Annotated in this window: 17 protein-coding genes; 13 read left to right on the forward strand and 4 right to left on the reverse strand. The window is 68.4% G+C overall.

Annotated features, from left to right (window positions below; genetic code table 11):
- Positions 1–10: 10 nt before the first annotated feature.
- Positions 11–796, reverse strand: a complete 786-nt coding sequence (locus ACE11G_RS02700) for a TetR/AcrR family transcriptional regulator (protein ID WP_006897352.1) — start codon at positions 794–796, stop codon at positions 11–13.
- A gap of 142 nt (positions 797–938) precedes the next feature.
- Here ACE11G_RS02700 and ACE11G_RS02705 point away from each other — a divergent pair, with 142 nt between their 5' ends.
- The 5 genes from ACE11G_RS02705 to ACE11G_RS02725 are packed head-to-tail and all read left to right on the forward strand — an operon-like array spanning position 939 to position 4,898.
- Complete coding sequence (locus ACE11G_RS02705; protein WP_346077371.1) at positions 939–2,156, forward strand: DUF445 family protein; 1,218 nt, start codon at positions 939–941, stop codon at positions 2,154–2,156.
- A gap of 60 nt (positions 2,157–2,216) precedes the next feature.
- Positions 2,217–2,690, forward strand: a complete 474-nt coding sequence (locus tag ACE11G_RS02710) for a helix-turn-helix domain-containing protein (RefSeq protein ID WP_006897350.1) — start codon at positions 2,217–2,219, stop codon at positions 2,688–2,690.
- Positions 2,691–2,699: 9 nt separating this feature from the next.
- Complete coding sequence (locus ACE11G_RS02715; RefSeq protein ID WP_006897349.1) at positions 2,700–3,026, forward strand: DUF2516 family protein; 327 nt, start codon at positions 2,700–2,702, stop codon at positions 3,024–3,026.
- 19 nt (positions 3,027–3,045) lie between these two features.
- Positions 3,046–3,822, forward strand: coding sequence for a MerR family transcriptional regulator (locus ACE11G_RS02720; protein ID WP_006897348.1), 777 nt, complete (start codon positions 3,046–3,048; stop codon positions 3,820–3,822).
- Positions 3,819–4,898, forward strand: a complete 1,080-nt coding sequence (locus tag ACE11G_RS02725) for an alpha/beta fold hydrolase (RefSeq protein ID WP_006897347.1) — start codon at positions 3,819–3,821, stop codon at positions 4,896–4,898. Before ACE11G_RS02720 ends, ACE11G_RS02725 begins: the two co-directional genes overlap by 4 nt.
- Here ACE11G_RS02725 and ACE11G_RS02730 read toward each other — a convergent pair.
- Complete coding sequence (locus ACE11G_RS02730) at positions 4,876–5,973, reverse strand: UDP-N-acetylmuramate dehydrogenase (RefSeq protein ID WP_231875648.1); 1,098 nt, start codon at positions 5,971–5,973, stop codon at positions 4,876–4,878. The two genes, ACE11G_RS02725 and ACE11G_RS02730, sit on opposite strands and share 23 nt — an antisense overlap.
- A gap of 24 nt (positions 5,974–5,997) precedes the next feature.
- Between ACE11G_RS02730 and ACE11G_RS02735 the strand changes: the two genes are divergently transcribed.
- The 6 genes from ACE11G_RS02735 (at position 5,998) to ACE11G_RS02760 (ending at position 10,780) form a co-directional block, all read left to right on the forward strand.
- A complete protein-coding gene (locus ACE11G_RS02735; protein ID WP_006897345.1) occupies positions 5,998–6,486 on the forward strand; it encodes a DUF2505 domain-containing protein in 489 nt (162 codons plus the stop codon).
- A 22-nt stretch (positions 6,487–6,508) separates the two neighbouring features.
- Positions 6,509–7,021 (forward strand): DUF2505 domain-containing protein, encoded by a 513-nt coding sequence (locus tag ACE11G_RS02740; RefSeq protein WP_006897344.1) that lies wholly within the window; start codon positions 6,509–6,511, stop codon positions 7,019–7,021.
- Entirely contained in the window at positions 7,018–7,806 is a 789-nt protein-coding gene (locus tag ACE11G_RS02745) for a hypothetical protein (RefSeq protein WP_006897343.1), read from the forward strand. Before ACE11G_RS02740 ends, ACE11G_RS02745 begins: the two co-directional genes overlap by 4 nt.
- 107 nt (positions 7,807–7,913) lie before the next feature.
- On the forward strand, positions 7,914–8,783 hold the full coding sequence (locus ACE11G_RS02750) for a hypothetical protein (RefSeq protein WP_375003596.1): 870 nt from the start codon (positions 7,914–7,916) through the stop codon (positions 8,781–8,783).
- A 25-nt stretch (positions 8,784–8,808) separates the two neighbouring features.
- Entirely contained in the window at positions 8,809–9,633 is an 825-nt protein-coding gene (locus ACE11G_RS02755; RefSeq protein ID WP_039867769.1) for a carbon-nitrogen hydrolase family protein, read from the forward strand.
- On the forward strand, positions 9,626–10,780 hold the full coding sequence (locus tag ACE11G_RS02760) for an LmeA family phospholipid-binding protein (protein ID WP_375003598.1): 1,155 nt from the start codon (positions 9,626–9,628) through the stop codon (positions 10,778–10,780). The genes ACE11G_RS02755 and ACE11G_RS02760 overlap by 8 nt, the downstream gene beginning before the upstream one ends.
- 31 nt (positions 10,781–10,811) lie before the next feature.
- On the opposite strand, the gene deoC is transcribed toward ACE11G_RS02760, so the two are convergent.
- The gene (gene deoC, locus ACE11G_RS02765) at positions 10,812–11,489 is read right to left on the reverse strand and encodes a deoxyribose-phosphate aldolase (RefSeq protein ID WP_062366030.1); all 678 of its coding nucleotides are present in this window, start codon (positions 11,487–11,489) and stop codon (positions 10,812–10,814) included.
- 27 nt (positions 11,490–11,516) lie between these two features.
- Between deoC and purU the strand changes: the two genes are divergently transcribed.
- Positions 11,517–12,404 carry a formyltetrahydrofolate deformylase gene (purU, locus tag ACE11G_RS02770; RefSeq protein WP_006897338.1) on the forward strand — a complete coding sequence of 296 codons (888 nt, stop codon included), beginning with the start codon at positions 11,517–11,519 and terminating at the stop codon, positions 12,402–12,404.
- Between the two features lie 17 nt (positions 12,405–12,421).
- Here the strand turns inward: purU and ACE11G_RS02775 are convergent, their stop codons facing one another.
- The gene (locus ACE11G_RS02775; RefSeq protein ID WP_006897337.1) at positions 12,422–13,180 is read right to left on the reverse strand and encodes an SDR family oxidoreductase; all 759 of its coding nucleotides are present in this window, start codon (positions 13,178–13,180) and stop codon (positions 12,422–12,424) included.
- Between the two features lie 81 nt (positions 13,181–13,261).
- On the opposite strand from ACE11G_RS02775, the gene ACE11G_RS02780 reads away from it, so the two are divergent.
- Positions 13,262–14,395, forward strand: a complete 1,134-nt coding sequence (locus tag ACE11G_RS02780) for an ROK family transcriptional regulator (protein ID WP_006897336.1) — start codon at positions 13,262–13,264, stop codon at positions 14,393–14,395.
- Positions 14,396–14,548: the final 153 nt, after the last annotated feature.

Raw genomic sequence — 14,548 nt, forward strand, 5'->3', positions numbered from 1 at the left:
CTGCGCCCGGTCACCCGGCGGGCGGATGCCCTTCGTCCGGAGGGAGCTGTGGGGGATCGGCTGCGAAGCAGGCCGGATCGCCACCCGCGCCCACCACGCCGACGATGCCGCCCCAGACGAGCATCGTCAGTTCCTCGGCCAGATCCTGCGAGGTCCGGTCCGGGACGGCGATCCACTCCTCAACGGCGACGGTGGTGGCCCCGACCATCGCGCGTGCCCAAGTGCGGGCGCCGCGAGTCTGGGCGCCGCGGGCCGCGAATCGCGCCTCGAGCGTCGATTCGAGGGCCCCCGCGAAGATCTTCTCGGCCTCGGCGGCGACCGGACGGCTGCCCGACGGCCGCGCCATCGTGAACCGGTAGACATTGGGATCCGACGACACCGTCTCCACGTACACGCTGATGACGGCCTGAACCAGGCGGTAGTCGCCGATGTCGCCCGACAGCGCGTCGATGAGTCGCGGCATCACGGTCGTCTCCACATACCAGAGCGTGACGGCGGCGGCGAGGTCGTTCTTGTCGGCGAAGTACCGGTAGAGCACGGTCTTCGACACCCCGATGTGGCGGGCGATGTCGTCCATTCCGACCTCCGGGCCGAGAGCCCGGATCGCTTCCACCGTGCCCGCGGTCAGCTCGGCGCGTCGCTCCTGCTTGTGCTTCTCCCAGCGCTGCTTACGGCCGTCGGAGGCGACGGCTTCCACCGCAGGCGTCAGGATGCGTTGTTCGAGCTCGCGCGTCAGCGTCGCCGCCGCGTTGACGGCGGCGCGCGCGGCACTCGTGGGTATCGGAGGGTTCGGCATCACCTGGAAACCCTAGTAGCTCGTACGGAACACTGGACGAGTGTCGTCAACCTTGGACCATCGACAGCGCACCCCGAAGTCTCCGGCGGTGCCCGCGGGACTGACGCAGGCGGACGCGAAACGAGCCCACGACCTGCGGCGGATGAAGATCGTGGCGACCGGCCTGCTGGTCGGCGCCGCGGTGATCTACTTCTGCATGCGCTGGCTCGAACACCGGGACGGAGCGGACGTGGCCGCGTGGGTCGGATTCGTCCGCGCCGCATCCGAGGCCGGAATGGTCGGTGCGTTGGCCGACTGGTTCGCGGTCACCGCGCTGTTCCGTCAGCCGCTCGGACTGCCGATTCCGCACACCGCGCTCATCCCGCGGAAGAAGGACCAGATCGGCGACCAGCTCGGCGGCTTCGTCCAGGAGAACTTCATGACCCGCGAGGTGATCGAGGATCGTGTCGCCTCGCTCGACCTGCCGCGCAGAGTCTCCACGTGGTTCGCCGACCCGGCGAACAAGCCGCGGGTGAACGACGAGGTCTCGAGGATCTTCAAGCTCTGCTCGGAGATGCTGCGCGACGAGGACGTCGAACGCCTCATACAGGCCGCCCTCAAATGGGCGGCGGAACCGCTGTGGGCACCGCCCGCCGGGCGCATCCTCGAGCAGCTCGTCGCCGAGAACCGTCTCGAACCGGTGATCCAACTCGCCTGCGACCGCGCGCACGAGTGGGCGCTGGGCAGTCAGCCGCTCATCGACCGCGTGGTGGACCGCGACGGTCCGGCGTGGGCACCGCGCTTCGTGACCCATCTCGTCGGCGACCGGATCTACCGCGAACTGACCGAGTTCACCTACAAGGTCCGCGCCGATCCGCAGCATGAGCTGCGGATCGCCATGCACGATTTCGTCGAGGACTTCGCCCGGGAACTGCAGGAGGACGAGGCGACGATCGCCAAGTTCGAGAACCTCAAAGAGGAACTCCTCGGACGAGACGAGGTGACCGGAGCGGCGTCGACCGCGTGGCAGGCGGGCAAGGCGGTCATCGAGCAGATGCTCGACGACCCGGAGTCGACGCTGCGTACCTCGCTCTCCGACGCGGTGGTGCAGTTGGCGGAACGGATCCGCGACGACGAACCGCTGCAGGCCAAGCTCAACGGCTGGGCGGTGCGGGCGGCCCGTCACGTGGCCGACAACTACTCGGCGGAGATCATCTCGGTGATCACCGAGACGGTCCGGGGATGGGATGCCGCGGAGACCAGTCGCAAGATCGAACTGCAGGTCGGGCGTGATCTGCAATTCATCCGCATCAACGGCACGGTGGTCGGATCGCTGGCCGGCCTGGCCATTTACACGGTCTCGGTTCTGCTGTTCCCCTGACGCGCTTGCACTTGTTAGCGCCCGGTGCGGATAATGGAATCCGGGAGGCACGAGTTTCGTATGACATCCGAGCATGATCACCAGGACGGCCAGTCCGAGACGGGAACCGTCGAGGCCATGGCCACCGCTGCGCAGGACATCGGCGAGTTCATCCGCAGTCAGCGGCTGTCCGCCAAGGTCTCACTCCGGCAGCTGGCCGAGCGAGCGGGCGTCAGCAACCCGTACCTCTCTCAGATCGAGCGCGGGCTGCGCAAGCCGTCGGCCGACGTGCTCTCGCAGATCGCCAAGGGACTCCGCGTCTCCGCGGAAGTGCTCTACGTGCGCGCCGGAATCCTGGAGGCGCGGCCGGCGAGCCCGGTGCGCGACGCACTGCTCGCCGACAGTTCCATCAGCGAGCGGCAGAAGCAGATGCTGCTGGAGATCTACGATTCGTTCCGCCGAGAGAACGGAGCGAGCGAGCAGTCGGACGGAGCGTCCGCGGCCGGCACGGTCGACGTCCTCCGGGCCGATTCGGCCGAGCCGGCGCGTGATTAAGGTGGAGTCGTGAGCGCAGCGAGTTTCGTCATCTACGCCCAGCAGTACATCCTGCTGGCCATCACCGTCATCGCGGGCGTCACCGCGGCCGTGGCCCTGGTGCACGCCGCGATCACGCGACCCGACGCCTTCACCGCCGTCGACGCGCAGACGAAGACCTTCTGGGTGGCCGTCCTCGCGGTGTCGACGCTGCTGATCTGGCTGGTGCAGGCATCGCTCGGCTTCGGACTGATGTTCTTCCTCGCCGCGATCACCGCGGTCCTCGTCTACGTCGTCGACGTCCGGGTTCGGACCGACGAGATCCTGGGCCGCTCGTGGTTCCGGAAGAACGCGTAGGGACGCGGGGACCCCACCGGTGAGCGAATACCGCATCAACGACCTCGCGCAGGTCTCCGGAGTCAGCGTCCGGAACATCCGCGTCTATCAGGACCGGGGACTGCTCCCGCCGCCGACGATCCGTGGGCGCACCGGCTGGTACTCCGACGAGCACCTCGTCCGGCTCAACCTGATCTCACGCATGCTGGAACGCGGCTACACGTTCGCGACGATCAGCGAACTCCTGCACGCCGCGCATTACGGAATGAAGGTGGAGCACGTGCTGCGCGCGGCTCCGAAGGGCGGAAGGTTCCGCAACATCAAGCGGGCCGCCACCATCACCTTCACCGAATTGAAGAAGACGCTGGGCGCCGACGAGCGGTCGATCAATCTCAGTCAGAAGCTGGGACTGCTCACGAAGGACGGCGCCCACTACGCAATCCGCAATCCGGAGCTGCTCGAAGGCGCCGAAGTGCTGGTGAAGGGCGGCATCGACATCGATGACCTGCTCGATCGATGGATGCGAGTCGAGTCGGATCTGACCGATGTCGCTCGGAGCTTCGTATCCATCATCACCGACAAGTACTTCGACGAGAATCTGCCGAACCTCGGCGAGGAGAAGCTGGCGAAGATGGCCGAGCTGATCCAGACCGTTCGGCCGATGGCCCACGAGATCGTCGAGACCACCTTCAGCCGGGCTCTCGACAAGGAGATCTCGCGGGCGATCGGCGAGGCCAGTACCTATTTCGATGCGACGCAGCAGCAGTCTGCGCAGAGCAGCCGGGCGACCGGCGGCCAGACGGAGGTCGACGAATGACGACGAAGAACACATGGACGCGAGCGCGCCGTTGGGCGACGATCGGCGCGGTGGGCGCCGCTGGAGTGGCGGCTGCCGAACTGGCGGTCGCCGGCGGATTCATGGTCCGCGAGGTGTTCAAGTACCCCGATCCCGTTCAGGACGGCCCCGACCCGATGCTCGCTCCGCCGACGCACCCCATGCGGTCGTCGGTGGTCGGCACCCCGGACGGCACGCTGCTGCACGTGGTGGCCTCCGGTGACGTCGAGGACGCCGACGAGATCGTCGTGCTGATTCACGGCTGGACCTGCAACACCGGATTCTGGAACGCACAGTTCAACCACTTCGGCAGCGGCCGCCCGATGGTGGCCTACGACCAGCGCGGCCACGGCCTCTCGGAGATGGGAACGGCCGCGGCGACCATCGAGATGCTGGGTCAGGACCTGCAGGCAGTCCTCGAAGCGATGATCCCCGAGGGCAAGCGCGCGGTGCTGGTGGGACACAGCATGGGCGGCATGACGATCATGTCGTGGGCCAAGCAGTTCGGTGCGGGCATGGAGGACCGGGTCTCGGCCATCGTCCTGTGTTCCACGGCTGCACGCGGAGTGGTCCAGCGACAGCATCTGATCCCCGAGGACATGCCGGCCGTAGCCGGTCCGGGCAAGCGAGTGCTGGAGCGGACCTTCACCTCCTCGCGGCTGCCCCTGCCGAGCAACTCGTTGACCGAGAAGTTCTCCCACTATGTGACGACCGGTCCCGTCGCCCGCCAGGCCCACGTCGACTTCACCGACGAGATGATCGCTTCCTGCTCGCCGAAGGCGCGCGGTGCGTGGGGCTCGGCGATGTACTCGCTCGACGTGCTGTCCGGACTCGACAAGGTGACGGTCCCGACGGCGGTGGTCGTCGGCAGTGCCGACCTCCTGACGCCGGTGGAACACGCCCAGGAGATGGCCAAGGTGCTGAGCCGACGCGGTTTCCTGTACTCGTACAACGTGTACGAGGGTGCGGGACACATGGTTCCCTACGAGCGGTCCGCTGAGTTCGACGCACTGCTCGGCAATCTGCTCTCCGGGGTCAGCGCGGCAACCGGCAGTTGACGAAGACGGGTTCGGGGTGCAGTTCGACGCCGAAGACGTCCCGCACCCCGTCCCGCACCCGCCCGGCGAGTTCGAGTAGATCCGCCGTGTCGGCGCCGCCGCGGTTGGTCAGCGCCAGCGTGTGCTTGGTCGACAGCCGGACGGGCGCTCCGTCGCCCGGGAAGCCCTTGGTGAAACCGGCGCGTTCGATCAGCCACCCCGCCGACAGCTTCACACCGGCGTCCGCCGGATAGCGGGGGACCGCGACGTCGGCGCCGACGTGCGCCGCGATGCGCTCGAGAATCGCCTCCACACGCTCTTCGGGAACGATCGGGTTGGTGAAGAACGATCCCGCGCTCCAGGTGTCGTGATCGGCGGGGTCGAGCACCATGCCCTTCGCGGCGCGGAGCCCGAGCACCCGGTCGCGCACGTCGCGGGCGCCGGCGGTGCCGCCCTCGTCCACGCCGAGCGTGCGGGCCAGTTCGCGGTACCGGATCGGCGCCGACACGCCGCCCGGATTGAGCCAGAACGAGACGGCCAGCACCACCTGATCGTGGCGGCCCTTCAAGTCGCTCGTCCGGTAGGCCAGGCCCAGTGTGTCGGGCGCGGCCCAGCGGATGTCTCCGGTGGCGCGGTCGAGCAATCGCACGCTCCGCAGAACGTCGGCGACCTCGACGCCGTAAGCGCCGACGTTCTGAACCGGTGTGGTGCCTGCGGCGCCGGGGATGCCCGAGAGGCACTCCAACCCGCCGAAGCCCGCGGCGACGGTGTCGGCGACCAGGGAGTCCCAATCGGTTCCGGCCTCAGCCGTCACGTACGGCCGTCCGTCCTCGTCTCCGTACTCGATTCCGGCGCTCGCGATGACGACCGCGGTGCCCTCGAAACCGTCGTCGCCGATCACGAGGTTGGAGCCGCCACCGATCAGCAACACCGGCTCGCGCCGGGCGTCGAGACCGGCGACCGTCGCGACCAGTGAGTCGGTCGTCTCGCACCGGACGACGGCGCGTGCGGGTCCACCCAGCCGCAGGGTGGTGAAGTCGGCCAAGAGGACGCTCGAGGCGTCGCGCACACGGGTGGTCTGCTGTGGGTCGGTCACGTCAGTAACGGTAACCTGGCTGCCATGTCGAGCAAGTTCGAGCATTCGGTCAGCTATCCGTTCTCCGTGTCCGCACTGTGGTCGCTGATCAGCACCGAACAGTACTGGCGGGACCTGGTGCAGGCGACCAACGCCGGGCACGGCTCGATCGAGTCGTTCGCACTCGACGGCGATCAGGTGACAGTGGTGAGCAAGCAGGGCGTCGGTGCGGAGAACCTGCCGTCCGTCGTGACCGCGGTCCGGCCCGGCGACCTGGAGATCCCGCGGACCAGCGTGTTCCGGCTGGCCGGCGAGCAGATCACCGGCTCGATGGAGGCGGCGGTCTCCGGTGCTCCGGCGAAGATCCACGGTGACATCGTCATCAGCGGGGACCCGGCGGTCGCGCGGTATTCCGGACAGGCCGATGTCTCGATCCCGTTCGTCGGCGGCAAGATCGAGAAGGCGATCATCGAGCAGGTCGGACTGCTGCTCGACGCCGAACGTGACGCATCCGTCGAATTTCGGCAGGGTTGAATCTGACGTTACGCTGTCCCACATGGCACGACGGCTCAGCTACTCAGCTCGGTACCCGCACTCGGCCGAGAAGATCTACCAGGCACTGTCGCAGAAGAAGTACTGGGAAGATCTCATGGTCGAGTTCCGCGAGCTGACCCCGATCTCGAACGTCGAGGAGTTCGAGACCGGTGACGACGGGATCCGCGTGGTCCTGCAGCAGACCATCACGCGGGACATGCTGCCGCCCATCGCCCAGACCGTCATGCTCAAGGACATGATGATCACGCGCACGGAGAACTACGGCGTGTTCGATCCGGTGAACACCGACGGCAGCTACAGCGCGTCCATCCCGGCCGGTCCGGGTTCGCTCACCGGGCGTCAGGAACTGTTCCCGACCGACACCGGGTGCACCATCCGCAAGACGACCGAGGTGAAGGTGTACATCCCGTTCGTCAACGCCAAGCTCGAACAGCTGATGCTGGTGAATCTGGTGGACCTGTTCCGCGGCGAAGCCGAGTTCACGTCGACCTGGGTCGAGGACAACCTCGCGTGAGAGGCGCCGGCCTCGCGGCCGGACGACCCAGCGGGCGCATCACCCGCGGTACCACGAACATCAATCGGCTCCGTCGCGTCGACCGCGCGATGGCCGCCGACCCCCGTGTCCGTGCCGCCTGCGACGTTCCGCGGCCGCTGGCCGTCGACCTCGGATACGGCGGCCGCCCCGACACCGCGGTGGAGATGGCGATCCGGCTGCGCCGGGTGATACCCGACCTGGACCTCGTCGGCCTGGAGATCGACCCCGCCCGGATCGTGGAACCGCGTCACGGGGTGCGCTTCGCGCTAGGCGGCTTCGAACTCGCGGGTATGCGGCCGCATCTGGTTCGGGCGTTCAACGTGCTCAGGCAGTACGGCGAGGACGAGGTGCATGCGGCGTGGGCGCAGATGCGGAGCGCGCTGGCCCCGGGCGGCCTGATCGTGGAGGGCACCTGCGACGAGATCGGCCGCCGATGCTGCTGGATCCTCCTCGACCGCGACGGACCGATCGAACTGACTCTCGCGTGGTCGCCCGCACACACCCGCCGCCCGTCGGAGCTGGCCGAACGGCTGCCGAAGGCACTGATCCACCGCAACGTGGACGGTGAGGCGATCCATCGGCTCCTGGAGACCGCCGATCAGTGCTGGGACCGGGCGGCCGGGCGCGAGGTCTTCGGCCCGCGCGACCGCTGGCGGTACGCGCGTGACATGCTCCGGGACTCGGGGGTCGACGTCCGCGTGCCTCGCGGCCGTCGCGTGGACAACCTGCTGACCGTGCCGTGGGGCGCCGTCGCTCCCGCTTGACCTGACGAGTTCCGCACGCGGCGGAAGCCCCGAGGCCACGCGCTGCGACTGTCGTCCGTTCGGTCGGGTTTCCCGAAGATGTCGGAGTTCGCCGATACGCTTCCGGCATGTCCACAGATGGCCGGCCGGATGACCCCGCACGGAATGACCCCGCACGGAATGACACCGCACAGACTGCGCCCGACGTCGATCACTACGCCGAGACGATGTCGCGGCCGGTGCCCGACCCTCCGTCGGTGCCGCCGCTGCGGGAGCCGACCAGAACCTACGACACCCCCGGTCTCGAGGACCCGTACCGCTCGGGTCCGCACTACGCCGGCCCCGCATCCTCGGGACCGCTCTACGCTCCGACGCAGTATCCGAGCGGCCCGTATCCGCCGCCCGGCTACGGACCGGCACCGGCCGGCGGGGCGGGGCGTGCGGTCCTTCTCGGTCTGGCGATCGCCTGCGTGATAGGTCTGGCGGTGGCCGCCGTCGTCGTCTGGATGAAGGTCGTGAACGCCCCCGACGAGAAGACCGCGGACCCGGCCCCGACGGTCGTCACGCAGGCACCTCCCACGCACACCGTGACATCGGTGGTGGCCGATCCGGAGACCGATGCCGCCGGGCGCCTGCGCGATCAGGCGACGGCCGACGCCGCCGATTTCCGCGGTGCCCTCGCCGATCGCTGGGCTGCGCAGATCAGTGCGAAGCGCCCGGGCCTGTACGCCGACGGCCGTACTTGGGACAACCAGACCATCCTGGCGGAGTTCGAGTCGTCTCGGTCCCGGTACCCGCAGGTGCGGCTGCTCGACTCGAGTGAGTGGCCGGTGTTCTCCGAAAGCGGCTGGTGGGTGACGGTGTCGGCCCAGGGCTTCGCGAGCGCGGACGACGCACTGGCCTGGTGCCGCGGAAACGGGCTCGACAAGGACCACTGCTTCGCCAAGCTCATCAGCAGCAGCCGCGGGCCGGAGGGATCTACGCTTTATCAGAAGTGATGTTCTCGTGCCCGAGGGAGACTGCATGCGACTGGCGATGGCCCAGATGAGTTCCACCGACAGCCCGGACGCCAATCTGGAGATCGTGCTCGACGGCGTGCGGGACGCCTCCGCGGCCGGAGCCGACCTGGTGGTGTTTCCAGAAGCGGCCATGTGCCGGTTCGGAGTCTCCCTCCGCGATGTGGCGCAGTCACTCGACGGCCCGTGGGCATCGGCGGTCGCGGCCGCCGCGGACGCTCACGGAGTCGCGGTGGCGGCGGGGATGTTCACGCCCGCGCCCGACGGCCGGATCCGCAACACGGTCCTGGTGGCACGACCCGGACGCGCACCCCTCGCTTACGACAAGATCCACCTGTACGACGCCTTCGGCTTCGCCGAGTCGCGGACCGTGGCGCCGGGACACCGGCCGCTCGTCTTCGACGTCGGTGACTGCACGGTCGGCGTCGCCACCTGCTACGACATCCGGTTTCCCGCGCTGTTCACCGAACTCGCCCGACGCGGAGCACAGATGATCGTGGTCCCCACGTCGTGGGGTTCGGGACCCGGCAAACTCGAGCAGTGGGAGATCCTGACTCGCGCTCGGGCGCTGGACTCCACCGCCTACGTCGCGGGCGTCGGTCAGGCCGAACCCTCCGACCCCGCCATCAGAGACTCCTTGGCTCCCACCGGGATAGGTCATAGCCGACTCTCAGATCCATTCGGTAGCGTGATCGCCGACTATGACTCCGCGGTGCAGATGGGTGTCCATGACATCGATCTCGCCCTGACAGACAAGGCGCGCAGCGCGTTGGCCGTGCTGGCCAATGCCCGTGACATTCCCCGCCTGGATCGGACGAACCCGCATGACTGACTCTCCGCGCTCGTCGCATTCCTCCGACGACGAAGCCTCCGACGAGGCCGCCGTCGGCGAATCCGAGACCCGAGAGCACGTCGCTCCGGAGTCGGATGCGGCGGGGGAGCCCGCCCAGGCCGCGGGGTCCGACGAGTCCACAGGGTCCGAGGAGCCCGCGGCGACGGGCAAGCACAGCGTCCCGGACACCGACGGCGCTCTTCCCGACGACACCCCGACCGGGGAAGTCATCACCGGGCCGATCCGCTACACCTCGGACCCGGCCACGCACGCCTACTCGGAGTCCGGCAAGCCGCCGACCAAGCAGATGGACGCATTCGACTCGGGGGCGTTCACGCCGGTCGCGGCAGCTCCGCCGCCGCCACCGCCGTCGTCCGGTGCGCCGGTGATGTCGTCGCCGTCGGCCAAGCGCGGACGCGGCCGGACGATCGGCCTCATCGTGGCCGCCGTGGTACTGCTCGTGGTGATCGCCGGCGTCGGATCCGAACTCTACGTCCGGCACAAGGTCACCAGCTGTCTGCAGACCTCCTTCGAGAACCTGACCGGAACCGGAACCGACGTCTCGGTGTCTCGGCGACCGATGCTCATGTCGGTGGTCGACGGCGACGTCCCGTGGGTCCAGGTAGACACCACCGGTGGCGGCGACTCCACCATGCAACTGCACGCCCGGGCCGAGGGGATCAGCACCGACGGCGGCACCGTGCAGTCGCTGCAGGGCAACGGGTTCCTTCCCTACGAGCGCATTCAGACGATGAGCCAGGAGGGCCAGAACGGCAGCCCGACCATCGAGTCCATCAGCGCCGATCCGTCTGCGGGGACCATCAAGATCTCCACGACGGTCAACATCACGATCATCCCGATCCCCGCCACCGTGACGCTCAAGCCGGTGGTGAAGGACGGTGCGGTCTCGTTCGAGGTGAAGGACGCGACGGCGCTGATGTTCGGTCTCCCGTCCGACTTCGCTCAGCCGATCGTCGATCAGGTCACCGCGGCGATGTTCGGTCCGCTGTTCAAGCAGATCCACGTCACCAAGCTCGACGTCGGCAAGTCAGGCATCGACTTCGCCTTCGCCGGCGACGATGTGAACCTGAAGTCGGCCGCGGAGTCGACCAACGCGTCCAGCGGTTCCGGAGGCTGCGCGGTCTAGCCGTGCCGCTCGGCAGCCGTACTGCCGCGGCCTACTCGGCGAAGCCGTCCAGCACCGCGCGGGTGCCCGACAGCCCGAGGCGATTCGCGCCCGCGGCGATGAGATCGGCGGCTGCTGCCGCCGTGCGGATGCCGCCGCTGGCTTTGACACCGACGCCGTCGCCGACTGTCGCTCGCATCAACTCGACCGCGCGGACGCTCGCACCGCCCGCCGGATGGAAACCGGTCGAGGTCTTGACGAAGTCGGCGCCCGCTTCGACGGCGCGCCGGCAGACCTGCACGAGACAGTCGTCGCCGACCGCGTCGAGCAGGACCGCGGACTCGACGATCACCTTGAGCACCCGGTCGCGGCCGATCGCCTCGCGGACGGTCAGGACGTCCGCGAAGACCTCGTCGTACCGGCCGTCGACCGCGGCGCCGACGTCGATCACCATGTCGATCTCATCCGCACCGGAATCCACAGCGAGGCGTGCCTCGGATGCCTTCACCAGCGAGTGATGCTTGCCCGACGGGAATCCCGCCACGACGCAGGTGCGCGCGGACCCGGTGTCGATGGGCAGCATCGACGGTGACAGGCAGATCGAGTACACGCTGAGCTCCAGACCGTCGATGATGGTGGCCTGCGCATCGGCCCGGGTCGCTTCGGGCTTCAGCAGCGTGTGGTCGACCATCGCTGCGACATCCGCTCGGGTCAGGTTGGTGTTCGTCACGGAATCGAGCTTGGCACACTGAGAACTGTGAGCAACTCGCAGATCTCCTCCGGCGACGACCGTCGCTTCGTCCTGACCCTCGGCTGCCCCGACCGCACCGGCATCGTCGCTGCCCTCTCCGGCTTCCTCGCCGGCGTTGGCGGGTGGATCACCGAGGCGGCGTACCACTCGGATCAGACCACCGGCTGGTTCTTCACCCGGCAGGCCGTCCGTGCCGATTCGATCGGGATGCCGGTGGAGGAGTTCCGCAGCCGTTTCGCCGAGGTGGCCGCGATGTTCGGGCCCGAGGCCGAATGGCAGGTGTCCGACACCGGTGCCGAGAAATCAGTGGTGCTGCTGGTCAGCAAGGACAGTCACTGTCTCACCGATCTCCTGTCCCGTGCCGAGCGCGGCGAGTTCCCGGCTCGGGTCAGTGCGGTGGTCGGAAATCATCGGGACCTGGAGACCATGACCACGCGATTCGGTGTTCCGTTCCACCACGTGCCCTTTCCCGCCGGTGGCAAGGAAGAAGCGTTCGCGGACGTGCGGGCGATCGTCGACGGTTACGACCCCGACGCGATCGTGCTCGCGCGCTTCATGCAGATCCTGCCCGCCGACCTGTGCGAAGCCTGGGCCGGCAAGGCCATCAACATCCACCACAGTTTCCTGCCGAGCTTCGTGGGGGCCCGGCCGTACCATCAGGCGTTCGACCGCGGGGTGAAGCTGATCGGCGCCACCTGCCACTACGTCACCGCCGATCTCGACGCCGGCCCGATCATCGAGCAGGACGTCAGCCGGATCAACCACGAGTACTCTGCGGCCGACATGGTGCGTCAGGGCCGAGACATCGAGACGCTCGTGCTCGCCCGCGGCGTACGCTGGCACCTGGAGCACCGCGTTCTGGTGCACGACCGCAAGACGGTCGTCTTCCAGTAGTCCGCGACTCCCGGCGCCTACCCGGTCTTGATGTTGCGGCGCGAGGTGGCCTGATCGCGGGGGCGGACGACGATCTGGTCGAGGTCGACGTGCGACGGCCGGGACGCGGTGAAGGACACGATTTCGGCGATGTCCTCGGCGACCATCGGCGTCAGCCCCTCGTACACCGACTCGGCCTTCGCGGCGTCGCCGCCGAAGCGGACGAGGGAGAACTCGGTCTCGACCATCCCGGGGCAGATCTCGGTCAGCCGGATGGGCTTGCCGAGCAGTTCCAGGCGCAGCGTCCGGTGCAGGACGCCCTGCGCGTGCTTCGCAGAGGTGTAACCCGCGCCGTTGTCGTACGCTTCGAGTGCCGCGGTGGAGGTGATCGTGATGATGAGACCGTCGCCCGATGCCTCGATCTTCGGAAGCAGGGCCTTGGTGACGCGCAGTGTGCCGACCACGTTGGTCTCCCACATCCAGCGCCAGTCCTCGAGGTCCGCCTCCGCCACCGGGGCCAGGCCCTTGGCACCGCCCGCATTGTTGACCAGGACGTCCACGCGGTCGAGCGTCGCGGCGAAGCGTTCCACCGAGGCGGCGTCGGTGACGTCGAGGTACCTGGCGCGGCCGCCGATCTCCTGGGCGAGCGCGTCGATGCGGTCGACGCGCCGCGCGCCCAGCACCACGGTGTAGCCATCGCGGGCCAGGCTGCGCGCCGTCGCCGCACCGATACCCGAACTCGCCCCCGTGACGACCGCGATCTTGCCCTTGCTGCTGGAACTCTCGGAGCTAGTCATGGCATCGAGTCTAGTGGCGGCGGGTGCCGGCGATGCCCGGAGTCCGCGGGCCCCGAACTCGTCTGCTGATAGGTTCGACGCATGACCATCGCCGGCGTGGTGGCCGCGCCACTTCGTTTCGGATCCGGCCCTGCCGCCGCCGTTCTCAACGCTGTCCGTATCAGTGCTCCGGCGACCCGGGACCGACTTGTCGCCGACACCGGGCTCTCGGCCGCCACCGTCAACCGGCAGGTGAACGCACTCCTGGAGGCGGGCCTGGTGATCGAGCGACCCGATCTGCTCGGGCACAGCGGAGTCGGACGGCCCAAGCTGCCACTGACCCTGGACCCCGACCGGTTCTGCGTCGCGGGCATGCACATCGGTGCCCGCCGGACGGCGCTCGTCATCGCCGACGTCGGAGGCCGCACGCTGTACAGTCACGCGATCCGTACGAAGGAACTCGCGAACGCCGACGCCGCGTCGGCCGTCGATAGATTGTGCGAACTGCTCGCCGAACTCGCGGGGCGCTTCTCCGGTCGGCGGGTCCTCTGGGCGGGCGCAGCGCTCGGTGGGGTGGTCGACGACGCCACCGGCCTCGTCGACCACACGATCCTGCGCTGGCATCGGCAGCCGCTGGGGGAGCGTCTGCACGCGGCCCTCGGCGTGCCGGTGTCGGTGGCCGAACACGTTCAGGCGATGGCGGCCGCGGAATTACTGTTGGCGTCGACCGTTCAGCGCAGCGGATCGAGCCTGTTCTTCTACGCCCGTGAGACGGTCGGCATGGCCCTGATCATCGACGGCGAAGTACACCAGCCCGCGCACGGCGCGGGGACCATCGCCGGGCTCCGGGTGGAACCGGGGGTGCTGGCCGTCGAGCCGGTGGCGCCGTTGCAGTCGGTGATCGGCACGGCGGCGGTCAAGGCCGCGGCCGCCCGGCTGGACGTGGACGAGTCGGCCGGCGTGGTCGCCGACGATCGCGCGCGTGTGCTCGGCGAGGCGGTGGCGATGATGCGTGATGTGTTGAATCCCGATGCGATCACGGTGGCCGGCGACGCCTTCTCGGCCCATCCGCACGGGCTGGCTCCGGTGCAGGCGGCGTTCGACGCGGCCAGCCTGTTGCCGAGACCGCTGGAGATCGTCCCGACCTGCTTCGGGGTGCACGTACCCGAGGCGGCGGCCGTGGCCGTGGCGCTCTCCGCGGTGTACGCCGATCCACTGGGTGTCGTCGGCGGCTGAATTCATCCGGCTCGTCGAGTAGGCCGTATCAAGACTGCCTGTCTGGGGTTTCGACTCGCTGCGCTCGCTCAACGGGCCTGGAGGGTCGCTCGGTGGTGTTTGTCTGTTGAGGGTTGTCGAGTAGGCCTGTGAGCGTAGCGAGCATGCCGTATC

The sequence above is a fragment of the Gordonia sp. PS3 genome (assembly GCF_041950545.1).
Lineage (GTDB): Bacteria > Actinomycetota > Actinomycetes > Mycobacteriales > Mycobacteriaceae > Gordonia > Gordonia sihwensis.

Bases quoted from the DNA above. Each gene is read 5' to 3' on its own strand.
- ACE11G_RS02700 (WP_006897352.1), bottom strand. From the start codon at position 796: ATGCCGAACCCTCCGATACCCACGAGTGCCGCGCGCGCCGCCGTCAAC.
- ACE11G_RS02705 (WP_346077371.1), top strand. From the start codon at position 939: ATGAAGATCGTGGCGACCGGCCTGCTGGTCGGCGCCGCGGTGATCTAC.
- ACE11G_RS02710 (WP_006897350.1), top strand. From the start codon at position 2,217: ATGACATCCGAGCATGATCACCAGGACGGCCAGTCCGAGACGGGAACC.
- ACE11G_RS02725 (WP_006897347.1), top strand. From the start codon at position 3,819: ATGACGACGAAGAACACATGGACGCGAGCGCGCCGTTGGGCGACGATC.
- ACE11G_RS02735 (WP_006897345.1), top strand. From the start codon at position 5,998: ATGTCGAGCAAGTTCGAGCATTCGGTCAGCTATCCGTTCTCCGTGTCC.
- ACE11G_RS02740 (WP_006897344.1), top strand. From the start codon at position 6,509: ATGGCACGACGGCTCAGCTACTCAGCTCGGTACCCGCACTCGGCCGAG.
- ACE11G_RS02750 (WP_375003596.1), top strand. From the start codon at position 7,914: ATGTCCACAGATGGCCGGCCGGATGACCCCGCACGGAATGACCCCGCA.
- ACE11G_RS02755 (WP_039867769.1), top strand. From the start codon at position 8,809: ATGCGACTGGCGATGGCCCAGATGAGTTCCACCGACAGCCCGGACGCC.
- ACE11G_RS02760 (WP_375003598.1), top strand. From the start codon at position 9,626: ATGACTGACTCTCCGCGCTCGTCGCATTCCTCCGACGACGAAGCCTCC.
- ACE11G_RS02775 (WP_006897337.1), bottom strand. From the start codon at position 13,180: ATGACTAGCTCCGAGAGTTCCAGCAGCAAGGGCAAGATCGCGGTCGTC.
- ACE11G_RS02780 (WP_006897336.1), top strand. From the start codon at position 13,262: ATGACCATCGCCGGCGTGGTGGCCGCGCCACTTCGTTTCGGATCCGGC.